Origin of the sequence: Actinomadura nitritigenes (assembly GCF_017573545.1) — a bacterium.
Lineage (GTDB): Bacteria > Actinomycetota > Actinomycetes > Streptosporangiales > Streptosporangiaceae > Spirillospora > Spirillospora nitritigenes.
Map to the genome: position 1 here is coordinate 79627 of NZ_JAGEOK010000019.1, position 16355 is coordinate 95981.

14 protein-coding genes and 2 pseudogenes are annotated in these 16355 nt (G+C 74.2%); 10 read left to right on the forward strand and 6 right to left on the reverse strand.

Going from position 1 to position 16355, the window contains the following annotated elements; translation table 11 throughout:
* The first annotated feature begins 84 nt into the window (after window positions 1-84).
* Window positions 85-552, forward strand: coding sequence for a tyrosine-type recombinase/integrase (locus J4557_RS28210; RefSeq protein ID WP_208269779.1), 468 nt, complete (start codon window positions 85-87; stop codon window positions 550-552).
* A gap of 193 nt (window positions 553-745) precedes the next feature.
* On the forward strand, window positions 746-1546 hold the full coding sequence (locus J4557_RS28215) for a helix-turn-helix domain-containing protein (RefSeq protein WP_208269869.1): 801 nt from the start codon (window positions 746-748) through the stop codon (window positions 1544-1546).
* 46 nt (window positions 1547-1592) lie between these two features.
* Here J4557_RS28215 and J4557_RS28220 read toward each other — a convergent pair whose 3' ends face one another.
* Window positions 1593-2705: a globin domain-containing protein gene (locus J4557_RS28220; RefSeq protein ID WP_243776460.1), complete on the reverse strand. Its 1113-nt coding sequence runs from the start codon at window positions 2703-2705 to the stop codon at window positions 1593-1595.
* A gap of 668 nt (window positions 2706-3373) precedes the next feature.
* Here J4557_RS28220 and J4557_RS28225 point away from each other — a divergent pair.
* The 3 genes from J4557_RS28225 (at window position 3374) to J4557_RS28235 (ending at window position 5973) form a co-directional block, all read left to right on the forward strand.
* Window positions 3374-4123 (forward strand): gamma-glutamyl-gamma-aminobutyrate hydrolase family protein, encoded by a 750-nt coding sequence (locus J4557_RS28225; RefSeq protein WP_208269781.1) that lies wholly within the window; start codon window positions 3374-3376, stop codon window positions 4121-4123.
* A gap of 96 nt (window positions 4124-4219) precedes the next feature.
* Window positions 4220-5173: an alpha/beta hydrolase gene (locus J4557_RS28230; RefSeq protein ID WP_307800250.1), complete on the forward strand. Its 954-nt coding sequence runs from the start codon at window positions 4220-4222 to the stop codon at window positions 5171-5173.
* Window positions 5170-5973 (forward strand): enoyl-CoA hydratase/isomerase family protein, encoded by an 804-nt coding sequence (locus J4557_RS28235; RefSeq protein WP_208269783.1) that lies wholly within the window; start codon window positions 5170-5172, stop codon window positions 5971-5973. The genes J4557_RS28230 and J4557_RS28235 overlap by 4 nt, the downstream gene beginning before the upstream one ends.
* A gap of 23 nt (window positions 5974-5996) precedes the next feature.
* Here J4557_RS28235 and J4557_RS28240 read toward each other — a convergent pair whose 3' ends face one another.
* Entirely contained in the window at window positions 5997-6431 is a 435-nt protein-coding gene (locus tag J4557_RS28240) for an SRPBCC family protein (protein ID WP_208269784.1), read from the reverse strand.
* Window positions 6432-6551: 120 nt separating this feature from the next.
* Between J4557_RS28240 and J4557_RS28245 the strand changes: the two genes are divergently transcribed.
* Complete coding sequence (locus tag J4557_RS28245) at window positions 6552-8018, forward strand: class I adenylate-forming enzyme family protein (protein ID WP_208269785.1); 1467 nt, start codon at window positions 6552-6554, stop codon at window positions 8016-8018.
* 70 nt (window positions 8019-8088) lie between these two features.
* Here the strand turns inward: J4557_RS28245 and J4557_RS28250 are convergent, their stop codons facing one another.
* Window positions 8089-9270, reverse strand: coding sequence for an acyl-CoA dehydrogenase family protein (locus J4557_RS28250; protein WP_208269786.1), 1182 nt, complete (start codon window positions 9268-9270; stop codon window positions 8089-8091).
* A 146-nt stretch (window positions 9271-9416) separates the two neighbouring features.
* Between J4557_RS28250 and J4557_RS28255 the strand changes: the two genes are divergently transcribed.
* A complete protein-coding gene (locus J4557_RS28255; RefSeq protein WP_208269787.1) occupies window positions 9417-10850 on the forward strand; it encodes an aldehyde dehydrogenase family protein in 1434 nt (477 codons plus the stop codon).
* Between the two features lie 4 nt (window positions 10851-10854).
* On the opposite strand, the gene J4557_RS28260 is transcribed toward J4557_RS28255, so the two are convergent.
* Both J4557_RS28260 and J4557_RS28265 read right to left on the reverse strand, forming a co-directional pair.
* Window positions 10855-12363, reverse strand: a complete 1509-nt coding sequence (locus tag J4557_RS28260; RefSeq protein WP_208269788.1) for an RtcB family protein — start codon at window positions 12361-12363, stop codon at window positions 10855-10857.
* Window positions 12364-12500: 137 nt separating this feature from the next.
* On the reverse strand, window positions 12501-13109 hold the full coding sequence (locus tag J4557_RS28265; RefSeq protein ID WP_208269789.1) for a TetR/AcrR family transcriptional regulator: 609 nt from the start codon (window positions 13107-13109) through the stop codon (window positions 12501-12503).
* Between the two features lie 55 nt (window positions 13110-13164).
* Between J4557_RS28265 and J4557_RS28270 the strand changes: the two genes are divergently transcribed.
* The gene (locus tag J4557_RS28270) at window positions 13165-13965 is read left to right on the forward strand and encodes a class I SAM-dependent methyltransferase (RefSeq protein WP_208269870.1); all 801 of its coding nucleotides are present in this window, start codon (window positions 13165-13167) and stop codon (window positions 13963-13965) included.
* Here J4557_RS28270 and J4557_RS28275 read toward each other — a convergent pair.
* Window positions 13890-15188, reverse strand: coding sequence for an ROK family transcriptional regulator (locus tag J4557_RS28275; protein WP_208269790.1), 1299 nt, complete (start codon window positions 15186-15188; stop codon window positions 13890-13892). The two genes, J4557_RS28270 and J4557_RS28275, sit on opposite strands and share 76 nt — an antisense overlap.
* Before the next feature lie 259 nt (window positions 15189-15447).
* Between J4557_RS28275 and J4557_RS28280 the strand changes: the two are divergent.
* Both J4557_RS28280 and J4557_RS28285 read left to right on the forward strand, forming a co-directional pair.
* A pseudogene (locus J4557_RS28280) lies at window positions 15448-15993 on the forward strand (RNA-guided endonuclease TnpB family protein); the annotation flags it as partial.
* 70 nt (window positions 15994-16063) lie between these two features.
* Window positions 16064-16297: pseudogene (locus J4557_RS28285) on the forward strand (family 1 glycosylhydrolase); the annotation flags it as partial.
* Window positions 16298-16355: the final 58 nt, after the last annotated feature.

The window sequence follows — 16355 nt, forward strand, 5'->3', positions numbered from 1 at the left end:
GGGCGCTACCCCGACCGTGGCACCGCATGCGACACCATGAATTTTCGTCTCGGTGGCAGCGCTGCTTACGTCATCCTGAGTCTCATGTCCGGTATCAGGACCGAAGAGGCGCGTACGCTCCGCTGGACCGACGTCGATCTGGACAAGGCGGTGGTCTACGTCCTTCGCGCCGACCGGCATCGAGGCGACACGAGAACAAGGAGGCCACGCCGAGGTCTGAGCATCGCTCAGGTCGCCGTGGCGGCTCTGGCCGCCCACAAGGCACGACAGGCAGGCGAGCGGCTCGCCATGGGAGAGCCATGGCACGAGAACGATCTTCTGTTCCGCCATCGGGACGGGACGGCGCTCGACGCCGACCAGGTCCGGACCGAGTTCCAGAAGATCACCACAGTGGCCGGCCTCGATGATCGCTGGGTGCCCCGCGAACTGCGGCATACGTTCGTGTCGCTGCTGAGGATCACGAGGTCCCCGTCGAGAGGATCGCCGCCCTCGTCGGCCACTCCGACACGCGGACCACCGAGACCGTGTACCGGCACCGGCTCAGACCCGTGATCACGGGGGGAGCCGAGGTCATGGACACGATCTTCCGCGTCGGGTCGGAGACACCGGGCAGCAGGTCCGCCTGAGTTGGCTCCCCGCTTGGCTCCCTTGCGGCCGCCGGAGGCGGCTGACGTGGGGCGATGGATTACCTCTGACGTAATCGTCGGCATGATCCCGGGCCCGATACCGTCGGGGCGTGACGACAATGACGACGGCGTTGAGCGACGTGCGACCCATCGGAGAGCAGCTGCGCGCATGGCGGCAGCGGCGGAGGCTGAGCCAGCTGGAGCTGGCGTCGGAGGCGGACGTGTCGACCCGGCACCTGAGCTTCGTGGAGACGGGCCGGTCGGCCCCGAGCCGGGAGATGGTGCTGCGGCTCGCCGAGCACCTGGACGTCCCGCTGCGGGACCGGAACCTGCTGCTGGTCGCGGCAGGGTACGCGCCGGTGTTCGACGAGACGCCGATCGAGGAGCCGCGGATGGACACCGTCCGCGCGGCGCTGCGGCAGGTGCTGGACGGCCACGAGCCGTACCCGGCCGTGGTGGTGGACCGCTTCTGGAACCTGATCGACGCCAACTCCGCGGCGCGGCTCTTCATGGAGGGAGCGCCACCGGAGCTGCTGGCGCCGCCGCTGAACGTGCTGCGGCTCAGCATGCACCCCGACGGCATGGCCAAGAACATCCTCAATCTGGCGGAGTGGCGAGCCCACATGATCGACCGGGTGCGGCGCCATGTCGCGCTCACCGCCGACTCCGCCCTGACGCAGCTGTACCACGAGCTGCGCGCGTTCCCGGGGGACGTGGGGGAGGCGATGGCCCCGCCGGCGGACCACGACGTCTTCGTGCCGCTGCGGATGCGGATCGACGGCCGGGAGCTCTCCTTCTTCAGCACCATCGCGACGTTCGGGACGCCGGTGGACATCACCGTCGCCGAGCTGGCGATCGAGTCCTTCTACCCGGCGGACGAGGCGACCAGCGCGTTCCTGCGCGAGCGCGCCGGCTGGTGAGCCGCCGTCCCGGGGCGCGAGCCCGGGGACGGCGGCCGCCCCGCCCTCACTCCTCGGCTTTCAGCAGGTCGTGGTGGACACGCTCCAGCGGCATCCCGAGCCGCTGGAGCTCGGCGACCGTCCTGCGCACCATCGGGACGGGGCCGGCGATGTAGGCGTCGCGGTCGTCCCAGCCGCCGTCCCAGCCGTCCAGGTCGGCGAGGACGTCGGCGGGCGTGCCGCGCAGGCCGCGGAAGTCCGGCTCGTCCGACAGGACGGGCAGCACCCGGACCCACGGGTACGCCGACTCCAGCAGGCGCAGGTCGGCCAGGTCGTACAGGTCGCGTTCGGTGCGGGCGCCGACCAGCAGCCGGACGTCGCGCCGGCGGCCGGCCGCGACGGCCTGCTCGGCCAGTGCCTTGACGGGGGCGAGGCCGGTGCCGCCGGCGACGAGCAGCAGGTCGCGCCGGGAGTCCGGACCGAGGGTCATGGTGCCCGTGGCGGGCCCGAGCAGGAGGGTGTCGCCCGTCCCGGTGGCGCGCACCAGCGCGCCGCTCACCCAGCCGCCGGGCCGGGCCCGCACGTGCAGGCGGAGCCGGCCGTCCGAGCGGGGGGCGTTGGCGATGGAGTAGGGCCGCCAGACGCGCGGCCAGCGCGAGGTCTGCACCGTGACGTACTGGCCGGGGGCGAACGGCAGCGGGCGCTCGGGGCTGAGCGTGAGCACGGCCAGGTCGTCGGCGCGGCGGTCGTGCTCGACCACCTCGGCCGCCCACCAGGGCGGGGCGGCGGCGGCGTCGCGCTCGGCCGCCTCGATCATCGTCGCGGCGGCGGACCGGTAGGCGTCGGTCCACGCCTTCTCCGCGCGCGGGCTCCACATGTCGCGGGCGAAGAGCCTCAGGGTGGCGAGGAGGGCGTCCTCGACCGCGGCGTAGTGCTCGGCGGTCACCCCGTACCGGCGGTGGTCGCGGCCGAGGCGGGCCAGGTGGGAGGCCAGGTCCTCGGGGTTGTCCTGGCTCCAGACGATGCGGGTGAGCGCGTGGAAGAAGCGCTCGCGCTGGGTGTCCAGCGCGATCGGGAACAGCGCGCGCAGCCGCGGTTCGGCGGCGAAAAGGCGGCCGTAGAAATAGCTCATGGCCTTGTCGGAGCGGGATTCGAGGCGGGTGAAGCTCTCCTTGAGCATTCGCGGTTCCGTTGACATGGCAGGCACGCCCCCTCGGCGGGTGGTGGCCGGAACCGCCGACGATTCGGCGCACTGCGCGCTCCGCGGTGCCCGGCTCGGTGGGATTCTCGCACTGAAATTCCCAGGTCCTCAAGGTGGCCGTGTCTGGATGCTCCTTGATGTCACTGTATGTAATCATTTTTTAATTCCCTGTGATCGCAGTAACGGTGACAAATAGGGCGAATACCGCCCGGTATCACATGGGGTCGACAAGATCGGTCACATTGGCGTCCGTTCCGGAAACGACGGTGTTCGCGGACGAGCCGGTTCGGTTCGCGAGCGGCCGCCGCGGGACCGGCGCGGTCGGGGCGGTGGACGGATCCGCACCCCGGTAGAAGATTCGCCGATTCGGTGGTGGATGTTCTCCAGGCGGGGGCCGGGCGCGGCGGCCGTCCGGACGGGGCGCCCCGGGCCGCCGCGACCAAGATCGTCCAGGTCGGAGGCCCGGACCGGGTCCGGCGCATCGGCCTGCGGAGATCTGGGCCGTGCGGCAAGCTTTGCGGGGAAAGGCCGGGGGCGGGACGGTCCGTGGGGGCGGGCGATGCGCCATGATGTGCACGCAACAGTGGTGAATCACCAGATATCGGTAGCCGACCCGTGGCCAGTGCTCAGCAGAGGGGAATCCACGCATGTCAGAGGCGATCCGAGGGGCTCCGGGCCCCGCCGCAGGAGGAGGCGCGCCGCCGCTCATCGGCATCACCACCTACGAGGAGCCGGCCCGCTGGGGCGTCTGGGTGCGCGAGGCCGCGCTGCTCCCGGCGTCGTACGTGCGCTCGGTCGAACGGGCCGGCGGCGTCCCCGTCATGATCCCGCCGACCGGCAGCCTGCGCGGGCTCGCCGCGCTGGTCTCCCGCCTGGACGGGCTCATCCTCGCCGGCGGCGGCGACCTCGACCCGGACCTGTACGGCGCCGAGCGGCACGCCGAGACCGGGCCGCCGCAGCCGCAGCGCGACCGGTTCGAGCTCGCGCTCGCGCGGGCGGCGGTGGACGCCGACCTGCCGTTCCTGGCGATCTGCCGGGGCATGCAGGTGCTCAACGTGGCGCGCGGAGGCGCCCTCGTCCAGCACCTGCCGGAGGCCGTGGGGCACAAGGCGCACGCACCCGAGGTCGGGAAGATCGGCACCCACCGGGTGCAGATCAGCGCGACCAGCGCCGTCGGCAAGATCCTCGGTGACGTCGCGGACGTGCCCACCTACCACCACCAGGCGGTCAGCCGCCTCGGCAAGGGCCTGTCGGCCGTGGCGTGGGCGGACGACCAGGTCGTCGAGGCCGTCGAGCTGCAGGGCCACCGGTTCGGCCTGGGCGTGCAGTGGCACCCTGAGGACGGCGACGACAAGCGGCTGTTCGAGGCGCTGGTGGCCGAGGCCGCCGGCCGCTGACCGGGGATTGAGCCCCGCGCACCGGGGAAGGCGAAGCGGTAGGTTCCGCGCACACCGCCCCCCGGAGGCCGCCGCATGCCCTTGCATCCGCAGACCGTGAGCTTCTTGGAGATGCTGTCCGCCTGGACGGCGCCCCCGGAGGGCGCGCCGCCGGTCGAGGAGGACGCCGGGCCCACGATCGAGGAGATGCGGCGCAGGATCGGCGAGGTGTTCCCCGTCGACCGGCGACAGCTCCCGCACGTCGAGGACCTGGCCGTCCGGGGTCCGGGCGGTCCCGTCACGGTGCGGCTGTACCGTCCCGAGCCGGTCGAGCGCGGCCCGCTGCCCGCGCTGGTCTACCTGCACGGCGGCGGCTGGGTGCTCGGCGGCGTCGACAACGTGGACGCCGCGTGCCGCGACCTGGCGGCCGGCGCCGGATGCGCGGTGCTGAACGTCGGCTACCGGCTCGCGCCGGAGAACCCGTTCCCGGCGGCGGTGGACGACGCCTGGGCGGTCGTGGCGGCGGTCGCCCGCGACCCGGCCCGCCACGGCCTGGCGCCGGGCGCGCTCGCCGTGGGCGGCGACAGCGCGGGCGGGAACCTGGCCGCCGCGGTCGCGCTGCTGGCCCGCGACCGCGGCGTGCGCCTCGCCCACCAGCTGCTCGTCTACCCGGTGACGGACACCGCGATGGACACTCCCAGCTGGCGCCGGTACGGCACCGGGTACGGGCTGGACGCCGCGACGCTCGCCCGGTTCATGGACCTCTACCGCGACGGCGCCGACCCCGCCGATCCGCGGCTGGCGCCGCTGCGCGCGCCCGACCTCGCCGGCGCCGCGCCCGCGACCGTGATCACCGCCGAGTACGACATCCTGCGCGACGAGGGCGAGGCGTACGCGCGACGGCTCGCGGCCGCCGGGGTGCCGGTGGAGGCGCGCCGCTTCGACGGCGTCGTGCACTCGTTCTTCCTGCTGCCGGAGATCTTCGACGCCGGTGCCGAGGCGATGCGGTTCGCTGTGCGACGATTGCGCGCGGCATTCGGCGATCAAGCGGCGGAGGGCAGTGCGGCATGAGCGACGCGGACGGGGTGTACGGGACGTACGAGCGGCTGAGGATCGACTGGGCGGCGGACGGCGTGCTGCGCGTCACGATGAGCGCGCCGGGCCGGCTGAACGCCCTCGACACGGTCGGCCACCGGGAGCTGGCGGAGATCTGGCGGGATGCCGACGCCGACGACGCGGTCCGCGCGGTCGTGGTGCGCGGCGAGGGGACGGCGTTCTCCGCGGGCGGCGACATGTCCATGATCGAGGAGATGATGGGCGACCACGCGTCGCGGCGCCGCATCATGCGCGAGGCCCGCGACATCGTGATGAACGTGCTGAACTGCTCGAAGCCGGTGGTCAGCGCGATCCAGGGCCCCGCGGTCGGCGCGGGGCTGGCGGTGGCGATGCTGTCGGACATCTCCGTCGCGGGCCGCACCGCGAAGATCATCGACGGGCACGTCCGGCTCGGCGTCGCCGCGGGCGACCACTCCGCGATCATCTGGCCGCTGCTGTGCGGGATGGCCAAGGCGAAGTACTACCTGCTGCTGAACGACGTGCTGACCGGCGAGGAGGCCGAGCGGATCGGACTCGTCTCGCTGTGCGTGGACGACGACGAGGTGCACGAGCGCGCGCTGGAGATCGCCGGCCGGCTCGCCGCCGGGCCCGCCGAGGCGATCTCGTTCACCAAGCACGCGCTGAACAACTGGCTGCGGCTGGCCGGCCCGACGTTCGACGCGTCGCTGGCCATGGAGTTCTTCGGCTTCACCGGCCCGGACGTGCGGGAGGGCGTCGCGGCGATCCGGGAGAAGCGCCCGCCCCGCTTCGCCTGAGCACCGCCCGCGCACCCTCCGGGTCAGGAGAAGCGCTTGGCGAGGGCGTCCAGGCCGGTGGCGTAGATGCCGGTGGACAGCGTCTTGCCCATCGCCTCCTCGTCGCCGGCGTCGGCGGAGAACTCGCCCCACCATTCGACGAACGCCTGGCCGGTGCCGGTCACGGGCGCCACGCGCAGGTGGCCGTGGGCGCCGCGGATGGGCAGCGGCGCCTCGAGGACCTGGTACCAGTAGGTGCGCTCGGCGTCGTCCAGCCCGGCCAGCCGCTCGCGGAACACCGAGTCCCCGGGGCCGATGACGCGGCGGACGCAGCCGACCCGGTCGGCGGGCCCGCCGTCCTCGATCACGCTGGTCTCCGGGCCCGGCATCCAGTCGGCGATGTTCCCGAAGTCGCGCAGGTAGGCCCAGACCTCGTCGGCGGGGGCGTTGAGCACGGCGCTGGCGTACGACCTGGGCATCGGTTCTCCTCGGCGCGGCGGCGGATGCTGCCCTCATGCTGGCGCGGCGGTGTGATCACGGCAACGGGCCGGCGCGGCCGGATCTTGACCCGGCTGAACCGGGTTCGGGAGGATCGGGGCATGCTCCTCGGCGACCTCGCGCATCGCGGCGCCGCGCTCTGGCCGGACCGGACGGCGTTCGCCTGGGACGGGCGCGTCCGCACCTACCGCGAGCTGCACGCCCGCGTCGGGCGCTGGGCCGGGCTGCTCGCCGCCGGCGGCGTGCGGGCCGGCGACCGGATCGCGCTGCTGAGCGTGAACGTCCCGGAGGCGATCGAGACCGCGTTCGCGGCGTCGCTGATCGGCGCGGTCGTGGTGCCGCTGAACGTCCGGCTGGCCCCGGCGGAGATCCGCTTCCAGGTCGGGGACGCGGCGGCGCGGCACGCGGTCGTCCACCCGGCGCTCGAGGAGCTCGCCCGCGCGTCGGGGCTGCTCGACCTGACGCACTGGACGATCGGCCCCGGCCTCGACCGGGCCCTGGACGGGGCGCCGCCGCACGACCTGCCGCGGCCGGCCCCGGACGCGCCGATCATCCAGCTCTACACGTCCGGGACCACCGGCCGGCCGAAGGGCTGCCTGCTCACCAACCAGGGATGGGTCGCCGCCACCGCCAACGCGGTGCACGCGTTCGGCATCACCGGCGCGGACCGCCTCCTCGGCGCGCTGCCGCTGTTCCACGTCGCCGGGTACGGGGCCGCGCTCGGCCACCTGTCGGCCGGCGGGACGGTGGTGTTCCCGGCGGGCGCGTCGCCCGACGTGCTCTGGCCGCTCGTCGCCGGGCACGGCGTCACGGTCGCGATCTTCCCCACGGGCACGGGTCGGGCGCTGCGGCATCCCGCCGCCGCGCCCGGGACGCTGCGGCTGGTGTTCGGGATGGCCGGCACCGAGCGCGCCGGGACGCTGGAGGCGCTCTGCGACCTCGGCATCGGGTACCGCGGCGTCTACGGGTCGACCGAGGCGGGCAACTTCGTCACGGTCACCACGCTGGACGACGAGCTGGAGCGCCCCGGCACCGTCGGCCTGCCGCTGCCGCCGTTCGACCTCGCGCTGGACGGCGCGGACGCGCCCGGCGAGGTCGGGGAGCTGCTGCTGCGCGGCGCGAGCGTGATGGCGGGGTACGCCGGGCTCCCCGACCCGATGGACGGCGGATGGCTGCGCACCGGCGACCTGATGCGCCGCGACGCCGACGGCTACTTCCACTTCGTCGACCGCGCCAAGGACATGGTCCGCAGCGGCGGCGAGAACGTGTACTCCGCCGAGGTCGAGCAGGTGCTCGTCCGGCATCCGGGCGTGCTGGACGCCGCGGTGATCGGCGTCCCGGACGCCCGGTGGGGCGAGGCGGTCAAGGCGCTCGTCGTCGTCAGCGCCGGGACGACGCCCGCGGACCTCGACGCGCACTGCCGCGGCCTGCTCGGCGGGTTCAAGCGCCCCCGCTGGTACGAGCTGGTCGAGGCCCTGCCGCGCAACCACTCCGGCAAGATCCTCAAGCGCGACCTGCGCGCCGCGCACGACCCCGGCCGCTCCGTCCGCCTCCCCGAAGGCGGCTAGAGCCGCGTCCGCCCGCGGCGGGTCGCCGTCATGAGGCGCCTCACAACGACGACTCGCCGCGGACCGGCGGTCAGTAGGAGCGGGGGAGGCCCAGTTCGTGCTGGGCGATGTGGGCGAGGACCAGTTCCTCCGCCACCGGGATGTTCTTGGCGATGCGGGCGTCGCGGAACATCCGCGCGACCGGGTACTCGAGGGAGTACGCCATGCCGCCGTGGGTCTGGAAGGCGCGGTCGGCGGCCTGCCAGGCGGCGTCGGCGGCGGTGAGCTTGGCGATGTTGGCCTCGGAGCCGCAGGGGCGGCCCCGGTCCCACAGCCATGCCGCCTTGTAGGTCATCAGCCGGGCCAGCTCCAGCTGCGCCTTGATCCGGGCGAGCGGGAAGGCGATGCCCTGGTTCGATCCGATCGGCCTGCCGAACGGCGCCCGGTCGGTGGCGTAGTCGCAGGCGATCTTCAGCACCAGGCCGCCGGACCCGACGCCGCCCGCGGCGGCGAGGATCCGCTCGGGGTTGAGGATGTCCCACAGCACGGCGAAGCCCTGGTCGACCTCGCCGAGGACGCGGTCGGCGGGGACGCGCACGCCGTCCAGGAAGACCATGCTGGACGCGACGGTGTTGGTGCCGAGCTTGGGGATCGGCCGGTAGGTGAGCGTGCCGTCGGCGACGGCCTGCTTGACGTCCACCAGAAGGACGGTGAAGCCGGACGTCCGGGGCTTCGCCTCCGCCGCCGGGATCGTCCGGGTGACCAGCACCAGGTGGTCGGCGCGCTCCACCCCGGAGATCCAGATCTTCTGCCCGTTCACTACGAACCCGTCGCCGTCGCGGCGCGCGTGCGTGGTGATGTTCATCGCGTTGCTGCCCGCGTCCGGCTCGGTGATCGCGAAGCAGGTCTCGATCTCGCCCGCCGCGATCTTCGGCAGGAACGCGCGCTTCTGCTCCTCGGTGCCGTGCCGGGCGATGGTGAGCCCGCCGAACGCGGGCGTGAGCAGGTACATGAACGACGCGGCGCCGCCCGCGCCGCCCTCGGCGAGCGCCTCCAGCGCCACCGCCAGCTCCAGCAGGCCCTGGCCCGCGCCGCCGTACTCCTCGGGGATCGCCAGGCTGTGCCAGCCGCCCTGGACCAGCTCCCGCCAGACCTCCTCCGGCCACCGCTTGTCGGCGTCGCAGCGGCTCCAGTACTCCTGGTCGTACTTCCCGGCGATCGCCAGCACGCCCTCGCGCACCGCGGCCGCGTTCTCCGGCAGATCGAAGTCCACCCGCGCCTCCCTCGACTCTCGTGCGGGGCTCCACCGTAGCCGATGGAGTAAGTGAGCACTGACGCAGGTCCCCGCCGTCATTGAAGCGCCGATCTCCGGGTAGGCAACGGCGGTCGAGGTCTTACGCGCGGCAGGAGGGTCACGGGATGCGACCAGGCGACAGGTGGACGCTGGCGGGCGCGCGGTGGAGCCGCGGCGGCGGGGACGGCGCGTTCACGGTGACCGATCCGGCGACCGGCGAGACGGTGGGAGAGGTGCCCGTCGGCACGGCCGTGGACGTCGCGGCCGCGGTGGCCGCCGCGACCCGGGCGGCGCCCGGCTGGGCCGCGACCGCGCCCGCCGAGCGCGGCGCCGCCCTGCACGGCGCCGCGAGCGCGGTCGAGCGGCATGCCGACGACCTGGCGGCGCTCGTCACCGCGGAGATGGGCAAGCCGGCGGACGACGCGCTCGGCGGCGTCCGGGCCGGGATCGGGACGCTGCGCCAGTACGCCGAGCTGGGGCCACTGCACGGGGGCCGGAGCCTGCAGGGCGGCTGGAGCGCCGCCGACTTCATGGCCCGCGAACCGCTCGGGCTCGTCGCGATCATCACCCCCTGGAACGACCCCGTCGCCATCGCCTGCGGCCTCATCGGCGCGGCCGTGGTCACCGGCAACACCGTCGTGCACAAGCCGTCCGAGCGGACGCCGCACACCGGGGCGCTGCTCACCGAACTGCTCGCCGGGTCCCTGCCGGCCGGCGTCCTGAACATGGTCAGCGGCGACGGGACGACCGGCGAGGCGCTCGCGGGCCACCCGGACCTCGACGCGATCGCGCACGTCGGCTCCACCCGCACGGGCCGCCGCGTCGCCGAACTGGCCGCCGCGAGCGGCGCGAAGACGCTGCTGGAGAACGGCGGCGCCGACCCGCTGATCGTCGACGCGGACGTCGACCCCGCCTGGGCCGCGGAGCAGGCCGCCACCGGCTGCTTCGCCAACGCCGGCCAGATCTGCACCTCGGTCGAGCGGATCTACGTGCACGGAGCGGTCGCCAAGGACTTCGTCGCGGCGCTGACGGCCCGCGCGCAGGCGCTGCGGCCCGGCCCGGGCGACGACCCCTCCACCGAGCTCGGCCCGCTGGTGGACGAGCGGCACCGCTCCCAGGTGCACGAGCAGGTCGAGAAGGCCGTCGCCGACGGCGCCCGGCTGCGCGCCGGCGGCCGGATCCCGGACGGGCCCGGCTGCTTCTACCCGGCGACCGTCCTGGACTACTGCACCGACCACATGGCGGTCATGGCGGAGGAGACGTTCGGGCCCGTCGCGCCCGTCCGCGCCGTCGCCTCGTTCGAGGAGGCGCTGGACAGGGCGAACCGCTCCCGCTACGGCCTCGCCGCGACCGTCCTGACCCGCGACATGGCGCACGCGCAGCGCGCCTGGCGCACCCTGAAGGCCGGCACCGTGAAGATCAACGCGGTGTTCGGCGGCGCCCCGGGAGGCGCCGCCACCCCGCGCCGGGCCAGCGGCCGGGGCTTCGGCTACGGCCCCGAGCTGCTGGACGAGATGACCGCGGTGAAGGTCGTCCACCTGGAGACCGACGTCTCTTGAGGCGTCATCCCTTGACGGTCAGCAGCGGGCGCAGCTCCGCGACCGGCGTCGCGACGCCGCCGCCCTGCAGGCTCGCCACCACCGGCCCGATGTCCTTGTAGGCCCAGGGCGCCTCCTGCTTGAGGTCGCGGCGCCACGCGGCCATCACGTCCGACCGCCGCGCGACCATCGGATCGCGGTGGTCCAGCGGCGTCACGACGCGGAACTCGCGCAGGAACGCGTCGAGCTCCGCGTCGTTCCCCCGCGCCGACGCGCCGCGGGGCACCCGGCGTCCCGCGCCGTGGCAGGCGCTGGCGAGGGTGCGCGGGTCGCCGTGCCCGCGCAGGACGAAGCTCGCGGCGCCCATCGACCCGGGGACGATCACCGGCTCGCCCCACATCGCGTACGGGCCGCCCGCCATCGCCGCGTGCCCGGCCGCGGGCGTGGCGCCCTTGCGGTGCACCACCCGTGCCCCGTCCTGCCAGAACAGGTTGTGCGGCGCGTCGTACAGCAGCCGCGCCTCCGCGCCGCTGCACTCCGCCGCGAGCCCGGCCCGCATCGTCAGCGACAGGAAGAACCGGTTCCCGGACGCGAAGTTGGCGGCGTTGCCGAACGCGTCCAGGTATCGGCGCCGTGCGCGCGCGGACCGCTCGTCGAGCAGGAACGGCAGGATCCCGTTCTCCGGGCGGGGAAGGCCGCCGGGCCAGCCGGCGCGCAGCGCGTCCAGTGCCGTCGCGTTCGCCTGATGGCCCAGCGACAGCGAGCCGCTGTGCACCATCGTCACGACCGTGCCGGGCGCCAGCCCCCACGCGTGCGCCGCCGCCGCGTCGTGCACCCGCGACACGTACTGGAGTTCGGCGAAGTGGTTGCCGCCGCCGATCCCGCCGATGACGCTGTCGTGGCTGGCGCCGCCCGCGCTGCCGATCCAGTCGGCGAACGCCTCGGCCGTCCCCACCGGGAGGCCGGGCGCGTGCATGCGGTCCAGGGCGTCGTCGGCGTCCTCGGGCCGCACGCCCCGCCACGGCGCCGCGCCGGCGAGCAGCAGGCCGGGCACCCCGTCCCGCAGCAGCGCCTCCCGCTGGACGGGCGTGAGCGCGATCCGCCGGCCGCCCTCGAAGAACAGGTGCCGCAGCCGCCGCTCCAGGGCGCCGAGCCTCGGCCGGACGCGGCCGGCGTCCAGGGACGTGACCTCCAGCCGCATCCCGCAGTTGACGTCGTTGCCGACCGCCTGCGGCAGCAGCGCGTGCTCGGTCTCCAGGACGGTGCCGATCGGGATCCCGGCGCCCTTGTGGAAGTCGGGGGTGAGCGCGACGCGGGCGATGCGCGGCTCCGGGCCGTCATAGCCGGGCGTGGCCTCGGCGAGGCGTTCCAGGGTGCGGGCGGTCTCCAGGAGCGCGAGCGCCTCGTCGACGGCCGCGTGCTCGAGCGGGACGTCGTCCCCGGCGCAGATCTCGGCGGGGACGCCGTACGGGTTGGGGAGGTGGAGCCAGTGGTCGCCGGTGCGGACGAGCCGCCGGTCCTGACGTGCGGGCATGGGGGGAGATCCTTCGGGCTGCCGGAAGGCGCGCGACGGCGCGCAGGAAAGAGGGCCGTTCGCGCGGAAGGGCGCGACGGCCGGGGGAGCGGGGCGGAAGGCCCGCTCGTTCCTCGGGTTCAGCAGCCGCGAGGCGGTTACGACCGTACCGCGCGGTCCTCCGCCGGGCCATCGGTTTTCCCGTAGGCCCCGATGTAGCTCGTCACCATCCGGGCGACGAAGTGCGCGACCTGCTCTGGCGGGCCGGACGGCAGCATGATGTGGCTCATCGTCAGCCGGACCGCCGCGTCGGCGATCTCCACGAGCGCGTCGCGGTCCACGCCCGGCCACTGGCGCAGCGCGTGCTCGGCGAGCCGGGAGCTGGCGGTGAACAGCACCGGCTCGGCCCGCGTGGTCAGCAGCGGCAGCATGTCGTCGCCGTCCGCGCCGGTCAGCACGGCCTTCTTCAGCTGGTCGTCGGCGGACATCTCCAGCGTGAACAGCACCGCCGCGACCACCGCCGAGTACAGGTCCTCGTGCTCGGACAGGACCTGGTCGATCCCGTCGAGGTAGCGGTCGTTATCGCGCACCACCACCGCCTGGGCGAGCCCCCACTTGTCGCCGAACTCGTTGTAGACGGTCTGCCGGCTCACCCCGGCCGCGGCGGCGACGTCCTGCATGCGCACCGCCCGGTAGCCGCGCTCGACGAGGAGCGCGGCGGCGGCGTCCAGCAGGCATTCGCGCACCGGACGTTCCGCGCTGCCCATCAGTGGTCCTTCCGGCCGGCGGTCACCCCGCCATTATCCTTGCCCGGTGACGGAAATGGACTACCGGGCGCTCAACCGCGCGCTGTGGGACGAACGGGTCGGCATCCACGTCGCCAGCGACTTCTACGACGTCGCCGGCTTCCGCGCCGGCGGCACCGCGCTGCGCGACTTCGAGATCGCCGAGGTCGGCGACGTGGCCGGCCGCCGGCTGGTGCATCTCCAATGCCACTTCGGGCTGGACACGCTGTCGTGGGCGCGGCTCGGCGCGCGCGTCACCGGCCTCGACTTCTCCGGGCCCGCCGTGGAGGCCGCCCGGGAGATCGCGGCCGGATGCGGTCTCGAGGCCAGGTTCGTCGAGGCGGACGTGTACGACGCGGCCGCCGCGCTGGGGGAGACCTACGAGATCGTCTACACCGGCATCGGGGCGCTGGTGTGGCTGCCGGACGTGGACCGCTGGGCGCGGGTCGTCGCCGGGCTGCTCGAGCCCGGCGGCTTCCTGTACCTCAGCGAGTTCCACCCGTTCGGCGACGTCCTGGACGACGCGGACGGCTCCACCGTCGCCTACGACTACTTCGACGCCTCGCCGCAGGTGTGGGACGAGCCCGGCACCTACACCGACGGCGACCAGAACACCCGCAACACCCGGTCGGTGACGTTCCAGCACGGGCTCGGCAAGGTCGTCAGCGCCCTCGCCGCCGCCGGGCTGCGCATCGACTTCCTGCACGAGCACGACCACACGTACTTCCAGCGCTTCGCGGCGCTGGAACGGCACGGGACGGTCTACCGGCTGCCGGAGGGCCGTCCGCGCGTCCCGCTGATGTACTCCCTCCGCGCCACCCGTCCCGCCGACGGCTGAACCGGGGGCGGCGGCGGGGCCGCCGGCTCGCCGCCGGCGTCGAGCAGGTGCGCGAGGGGCAGCGTCGCCGCGCCCACCGCGACCGCCTCAGGGCCGAGGTGGCACGGCTCGACCGAGGTCTGCGCGAACGGCTGCCGCAGCGCGTACCGGGCGGTGGCGTCCACGATCCGGTCGAGCATCCGGCCGCCGAGCAGCAGCCCCGCCCACCCGCCGATGATGATCTTCTCGGGGCTGAACAGGTTGACCAGGTCCGCGATGCCCGCGCCGAGGTGCTCGGCGACGTCGGCGCGCAGCTCCGCCGCGGCCGGCGACGGATCGTCCAGCAGCCCCGCGAGCGCGGTCTCCTCGTCGGCGCCGGCGGGCCCGCCCGCGGCGCGGTGGCGCTCCAGCAGCGCCGCCGCGCCCACGTAGGCCTCCAGGCAGCCGAGAGACCCGCACCGGCACGGCACGCCGCCGACCCGCGACGTCGTGTGCCCCCACTCGCCGGCGCTGCCCGCCGCGCCCCGGTAGGGCGAGCCGTCGATCATCACCGCGGAGCCGACGCCGGACCCGATGAGCGCGACCACCGCGTTGCGGTGCCCGCGCCCGGCGCCGAACCACATCTCCGCCTGGCCGAGCGCGGTCGCGCCGTTGTCGACGAACAGCGGCAGGGCGGTGCCCTCCCGGAGCATCCGCTCCAGCGGCACCCCGTCCCAGCCGATCGTCTGGCAGTGCACGACCGCCTCGGTGCCGCCCCCGGCCGGGCGGTGCTCGACGACGCCCGGGACGCCGACCCCGGCGCCGATGATGGTGGACGGGTCGACCGAGGCGCGCCCGATGACGTCGGCCAGCCCCTCCAGGATGTGGCGCGCCACGGCGCGGTCGTCGTGCCCGCCGTCGCCGAGCGGCAGGTCGGCCTTGGCGAGCTGGGTGAGGTCGAGGTCGAACAGCTCGACCATCACGCGCGTCTCGCCGACGTCCACGCCGACCAGGTGGCCGAAACCGGCCGCGACCTTCAGCAGCACCCGCGGCCGGCCGCCGTCGGACTCCACGCTGCCGGCCTCCGCCACCAGGCCCGCCTCGATCAGCTCGCCGACGACGTTGCTGACCGACGCGGGGCTGAGCCCGGTCTCGCGCGCCAGGTCCTGGCGGCTGAGCGGGCCGTCGAAGTAGAGCCTGCGCAGCAGCACCGAGCGGTTGGTGCGGCGCAGATCCCGGACGGTCCTGCGGCGCCGGTCCGGCATCGGGCCCCCTTTCGCCGCGGCCCGGCGGCCGCGTCCCCCGGAAGGTTCTCAGGTCTTGACCCCGGAATTATGTCACCGCTTAGATCACGCCGTGAAATAAGGTGTGACGTAACTCTCCCGAGCGACGCGCCCCCTCCTACGCGGAAGGCCGAGCCGATGCGCCACCCCACCTCACCGGCGTCCGGACACAGCGCGACATCCTCCGGGGACACCCGCCCGCCACCGCACTGACCCCCCGCCCCGGCCGGCGCGCGCGCCTGCCGCGCGGCACAGGGCGCGGGAGGGGCGGCACGCCGCGCATGTGAATCACCAGATCGCCAAGCAGATCGTGGCCGATGCCCAACGCACCGGACGCGGGATCGCCCTCGAAGAGCTGGGCGGGATCCGCGAACGGGTACGGCTCAGGCGGCACCAGCGGGCCACGCTCTGCACCTGGCCGTTCCATCAGCTCGGCAACTGCATCGCCTACAAGGCCCAACGAGCCGGGGTGCCGGTCTTGGAGGTGGACCCGGCCTACACCTCGCAGACCTGCCCGCGCTGCGGGCATGTCGCACGCAACAATCGTCCCGTCCGGGACCGTTTCTGTTGTCGTCGGTGCGGGCTCGCTGGCGCGGCCGACCACATCGCCGCCGTGAACGTCCGCCGACGGGCGCGCACGGCGTGGGCATTCGTCAGCATGCCCGACCCGCCCCCACCCGGGGGGAAGGGTGATGCGACCTCAGCGCGACAGCCGGCCGCGAAGGGGAGCGCGACGAGGTGTGAACGACCGGGCCGCAAGCCCGGCCGTCCACGGCCGAGAAGCTGACCACGCCGTTCGTGCTGTTCAGGTGTACGGGGTCGAGCCGCCGGTGCGGGGCGGCGACCTGGAGGCGATCTACCTGGCGGCCTGCGCGTCCGCGATCCGCAAGGGCGTCCCGCTCGACGGCTACTTCGCCTGGTCGCTGCTCGACAACTTCGAATGGGCGTACGGGTATGCGCAGCGGTTCGGGCTCGTCCACGTCGACTTCGGGACGCAGAAGCGGACCGTCAAGGACAGCGGGCGCCGCTACGCCGAGATCATCCGTGCGCACCGCGGCCTGTCCGCCGGGACGGTCGCGACCGGCCGCTGACCGTCCGGGCCGGGGCCCTGCGCCGCATGGGGCCCCGGTCCGGGCCCGCCGCCCGTCC

What these genes read in the sequence shown, in the direction of transcription:
- J4557_RS28210 (WP_208269779.1), top strand. Translation starts at nt 85, where the DNA reads ATGTCCGGTATCAGGACCGAAGAGGCGCGTACGCTCCGCTGGACCGAC.
- J4557_RS28215 (WP_208269869.1), top strand. Translation starts at nt 746, where the DNA reads ATGACGACGGCGTTGAGCGACGTGCGACCCATCGGAGAGCAGCTGCGC.
- J4557_RS28220 (WP_243776460.1), bottom strand. Translation starts at nt 2,705, where the DNA reads ATGCTCAAGGAGAGCTTCACCCGCCTCGAATCCCGCTCCGACAAGGCC.
- J4557_RS28225 (WP_208269781.1), top strand. Translation starts at nt 3,374, where the DNA reads ATGTCAGAGGCGATCCGAGGGGCTCCGGGCCCCGCCGCAGGAGGAGGC.
- J4557_RS28235 (WP_208269783.1), top strand. Translation starts at nt 5,170, where the DNA reads ATGAGCGACGCGGACGGGGTGTACGGGACGTACGAGCGGCTGAGGATC.
- J4557_RS28240 (WP_208269784.1), bottom strand. Translation starts at nt 6,431, where the DNA reads ATGCCCAGGTCGTACGCCAGCGCCGTGCTCAACGCCCCCGCCGACGAG.
- J4557_RS28245 (WP_208269785.1), top strand. Translation starts at nt 6,552, where the DNA reads ATGCTCCTCGGCGACCTCGCGCATCGCGGCGCCGCGCTCTGGCCGGAC.
- J4557_RS28255 (WP_208269787.1), top strand. Translation starts at nt 9,417, where the DNA reads ATGCGACCAGGCGACAGGTGGACGCTGGCGGGCGCGCGGTGGAGCCGC.
- J4557_RS28260 (WP_208269788.1), bottom strand. Translation starts at nt 12,363, where the DNA reads ATGCCCGCACGTCAGGACCGGCGGCTCGTCCGCACCGGCGACCACTGG.
- J4557_RS28265 (WP_208269789.1), bottom strand. Translation starts at nt 13,109, where the DNA reads ATGGGCAGCGCGGAACGTCCGGTGCGCGAATGCCTGCTGGACGCCGCC.
- J4557_RS28270 (WP_208269870.1), top strand. Translation starts at nt 13,165, where the DNA reads ATGGACTACCGGGCGCTCAACCGCGCGCTGTGGGACGAACGGGTCGGC.
- J4557_RS28275 (WP_208269790.1), bottom strand. Translation starts at nt 15,188, where the DNA reads ATGCCGGACCGGCGCCGCAGGACCGTCCGGGATCTGCGCCGCACCAAC.